We start from the raw sequence: 3,582 nt of genomic DNA on the forward strand, positions 1-3,582 counted from the left end.
GAACCAGTTGGCCGACATCACCGGTCCCCGCGCGAGAAGCCCGCAAGCCCGGCCATGCCCGATCGCGAAGATCCTGAGCGATCGGCCGGAGAAGTCCTGGCCCTCGTCCTTCGGCGCGCGCGCGAATTCGAACTGAAGCGCCCGCTCGCAGGCATGGCCCAGCCGGGACGCGCCGAGATAGTCACGAGGTGGCGTCGCTGCGCGTTCGGCCTCGAGCGCGGCATCCACGGCGGCGTTGATGCGCTCCGCGATGCCGGGGCGGTGGTTGTAGTCCAGCATCAGAACGGGATCTCCGACTCGGCGGCGATTTCGGCCATCTCGGCGCGGAAAGCCTCGATGGTGGTGACAATCAGCCGGTGCATGTCGTTCTGGGTCAGTTGCCCAAGGGGCCGGTCCCAGCCGATCCGCTCCATCTCGGGGACGAGCGCGCGCATGACGGCGGGCAGCGCCTGGGTTTCCTCTTCGGTGAAATCGACCATGCTCAATCGTGTCGCCCGGGCGGCGGTGGCGCGAACGGCCCAACCGGCGCTGCTTCGCGGGCTGATCTTCACCGAGACTGGCGCCGCCATGACGCCCCACCACACCAAGCGGAAGGGCAAGCGCTACTGCTACTACACCTCGATGGACGTAATCCGGAAGCGCCCTGCGGCCGAACTGCGCGGGCCGCAGCGGCTGCCGGGTGCCATGGTCGAGGATGCCGTGATCGGCGAAATCCGCCGCATGCTGCGCACACCCGAGGTGGCCGCGCGCCCCTCGCGGGCGGTCAGGAAGGAGCGTCCTGATCTTGACGAGACCACCGTCGTCGCTGCGCTCGCGCAGTTCGACGATCTCTGGAAGGCGCTAATCCCGGCCGAGCAGGCCCGCATCGTCCAGCTGCTGGTCGCGCGCATCACCGTGAGCGAGGCCGGTCTCGCCATCGACCTGCGCCACAACGGCCTCGGCGCCATCGCCACGCTGATGGCTCCGCCGAAGAAGGAGGTTGCCTGATGTCCGAGCCCGAGACCCTGCGCGTCCACATCCCGCTCGAACTCCGCCGCCGCGGCGGTCGCCCCCGGATCCTGCCGCCGAAGCATGTCGAGGCCGCCATGGGCCGCGGGCAGGATCCGCACCTTCTGCGCGCCATCGGCCGGGCGTGGGGCTGGCGGCAACGGCTGGAACGCGGCGACGTCGCCACGCTTGCCGATCTCGCCGCCGACGAGGGCCTGTCCGACCGCTACGTCAGCCGCCTGATGCGCCTCGCCTGGCTGGCGCCCGAGGTGCTCGAGCGGCTGGTTGTCCACCGCGAGCCCTCCACCATCAGCATCTATGACCTGTGCTTCGTCGCGTCGCTGCCGTGGGACGAGCAGCCGGGGCGAGTGTTCGACTGATGCCAAGCGTGACACAAGTTGACAACCAGTTGCGCTCGTTCCCCGTTCGTCGACGCACATGAGGTTTAATCAGCGATCTCCCTGCCATCGTCCGCTGGACCGGACGCATGCTTGATAGCGATGGTCACGGTCTTACCTGTTTCGAGTACCTTCCGGACAATCTCGCCAAGGACTGTAGATTGCTCTATCGAGGTTCCAACCCACGATCCGGCGACGAGCGCCACAAACTCCGAGTTGTTGATGCGGCGGCCCACGTTCTTAAACGTAAGGACTTTGCCCCCACGCTTGCCGGCAAAACAGCCCGCCGCATCCGCCCGCTTCCATAGGTCAAGCGGCAAGTAGATGCCCTTGAAAAGGCCCTTGTCATCGGGGTTGAAGACTACACGGGGGCAAAACTTTAGGAAGAACGGATTGTCCGAGAAGCGGAAGCCGTCGGGTTGTTGGCCGCTTGGAAGTCTTCTGAGTTCCGCGAGCAGGCTCTCCATGCGCTCGACCTCGTCGCAGAATTGGTCCTGCGCTTGCCAGCGAAATTCCATCTCATCGTGGCGCTTTTCCATCGCCTTGTATTGGACCAGTATGAAGCTGCGGTAGGCCTCATTGAAGTAAACGAGGTCAGCGCCAGTCTGTTGTTCTAGCGGCAGACGATTGGCCATGATCACGGTTAGCCTTTTCGACGGATCCTGCTCACTTACGAAAACCTTCGAACCATAGTGAGTGGTTCCGCCGGTCACTTTGAAACCCGGGAGAGTCGAGAAGTCCGCCAGGAGCATAGCGTCTTCGCGGACCTGCGCGCCCGGCAGGCCATCAAGGAATGATCGCTGTTGATCATCGGTCGGGGTCCACGCCAGCAGGTCGTCCCGCGAAATGCCGGCAATCTCAAGCGCGAGGCCGAGCGACTCCTTTTGATAGGCGAGGTTTTCACGCGCAATCGGCTCAAGGCGCCGCAGAGCCTGCGCGCGACGCTCAGAGTAGCGCGCGAGACGTGGGCTAACGGTGGTGTCCAGCTCGGTAATGCGATCAACAAAGGCGCCCAGCGACTTCGGTGGGAGTAGGCCGCCCGTTGTCAGACGTTGTTTGAGGTGCCTCGCAACGCGAGCACCGATGCCATCGAGGACTTCGTCAAAGCTCACGTGCCGTTTCAGCGGCTGAAGGTCTTCAAGATTGAGACGGACGAGGCCGGTGCCGGCAGACAGCCCTTTCCTTCCATCAGCGATGTGGGTGATGAAGCCATCTTCGAAGGATGCAAACACGGCCAGCGGTGCGCGGCGGCTGTGATCGAAACGCGGAACAGGCTCAGAGATATAAGGCTTCGAACGATAGAACGAGCCCCCATGCTCGGCTTCGTCGAGAAGCAACTTCCTCCTGTCCTTCGGCACCTGAAGAATGTAACCGCCAGCCGACACCAATATCTGCCCCCCTTTTCACGCCTGGACGACCGTCAATAGCGTACGTCCGTGTGGTTCGGTTGCACCGCAAGGGTTTCCCCGCGAGATCATCGACCAGCATCGAGTAGTAATCCGCGACGATCAGGTCGTTCTCTTCATCCGTCCAAGGCTCGTTTGACATTCCGCCAAGGCTACGGGCGCGAAGTCCTTTTGTCATCAACGCTTTCCGGCCTCGCCCCGCTTGAATCACCGCCGCCGCTACGCGCCATTCGACCAGCGCACCCAGCGGCTGCGCCTCTCGCGTGTTGCGGCTCCGGTCCCCTCGAAGGGGATGGACACGGAGGCCGAAGTTTTGGCGGGGTTGAAAGTCAGGTCATTGGAAAGGCGCGGAAAAATCCGACCGAACCGAAAACGGGGAGGTTCGCCCGAACAGAGACGGAGAGCCGTTCAGAGCCCGAAACGGGCCTGGCGCGCAGTCTCAGAGGTTCGCATGGGGGAGGCAAACCCCTTTGAAAACAGGAGAAATCCGCCGCCCCATGGGCGGTCTGAACGGGTTCGCAACGGTGATGGTGGCGGAGAGACAGGGATTCGAACCCTGGGTGGGGTCACCCCCACAACGGTTTTCGAGACCGCCCCGTTCGACCACTCCGGCATCTCTCCGTCCAGCCAACATCGTTATGCGCCCTTCGCAGCAGCCACAAGAGGCAATAGTCGGCCCTTTGGACAGCTCTGGTATTCAGTCACGTCAACTGGTCAACCGGGCCGACGATGGATCTGACGTGACCCCTTTCGTTCATCCAGGGGTCACTGGAATCCGGGGTTGAGAATTG

Annotated in this window: 4 protein-coding genes, 1 tRNA gene and 2 pseudogenes; 2 read left to right on the top strand and 5 right to left on the bottom strand. The window is 63.2% G+C overall.

Annotation, left to right across the window (positions count from 1 at the left end; genetic code table 11):
* Nucleotides 1-279, bottom strand: a pseudogene (locus V7050_RS19630) (hypothetical protein); the annotation flags it as partial.
* Nucleotides 279-479 (bottom strand): DUF6511 domain-containing protein, encoded by a 201-nt coding sequence (locus V7050_RS19635; protein ID WP_324375837.1) that lies wholly within the window; start codon nucleotides 477-479, stop codon nucleotides 279-281. The gene V7050_RS19635 and the pseudogene V7050_RS19630, both read right to left, overlap by 1 nt.
* On the opposite strand from V7050_RS19635, the gene V7050_RS19640 reads away from it, so the two are divergent.
* Together V7050_RS19640 and V7050_RS19645 are read left to right on the top strand one after the other, a co-directional pair.
* On the top strand, nucleotides 478-987 hold the full coding sequence (locus V7050_RS19640; protein WP_324411102.1) for a site-specific recombinase: 510 nt from the start codon (nucleotides 478-480) through the stop codon (nucleotides 985-987). The two genes, V7050_RS19635 and V7050_RS19640, sit on opposite strands and share 2 nt — an antisense overlap.
* A complete protein-coding gene (locus V7050_RS19645; protein WP_324375841.1) occupies nucleotides 987-1,367 on the top strand; it encodes a hypothetical protein in 381 nt (126 codons plus the stop codon). Before V7050_RS19640 ends, V7050_RS19645 begins: the two co-directional genes overlap by 1 nt.
* Before the next feature lie 65 nt (nucleotides 1,368-1,432).
* Here the strand turns inward: V7050_RS19645 and V7050_RS19650 are convergent, their stop codons facing one another.
* The 3 genes and pseudogenes from V7050_RS19650 to V7050_RS19655 all read right to left on the bottom strand — a co-directional run bounded on the left by V7050_RS19650 (nucleotide 1,433) and on the right by V7050_RS19655 (nucleotide 3,412).
* Nucleotides 1,433-2,722, bottom strand: a complete 1,290-nt coding sequence (locus V7050_RS19650; protein WP_324375843.1) for a hypothetical protein — start codon at nucleotides 2,720-2,722, stop codon at nucleotides 1,433-1,435.
* Nucleotides 2,723-2,843: 121 nt separating this feature from the next.
* Nucleotides 2,844-2,933 (bottom strand): annotated as a pseudogene (locus V7050_RS21100) (DUF3883 domain-containing protein); the annotation flags it as partial.
* A 389-nt stretch (nucleotides 2,934-3,322) separates the two neighbouring features.
* A tRNA-Ser gene (locus V7050_RS19655) sits at nucleotides 3,323-3,412 on the bottom strand.
* Nucleotides 3,413-3,582: the final 170 nt, after the last annotated feature.

Source organism: Amaricoccus sp. (genome assembly GCF_036846665.1).
In the GTDB taxonomy this organism is placed as follows: Bacteria; Pseudomonadota; Alphaproteobacteria; order Rhodobacterales; family Rhodobacteraceae; genus Amaricoccus.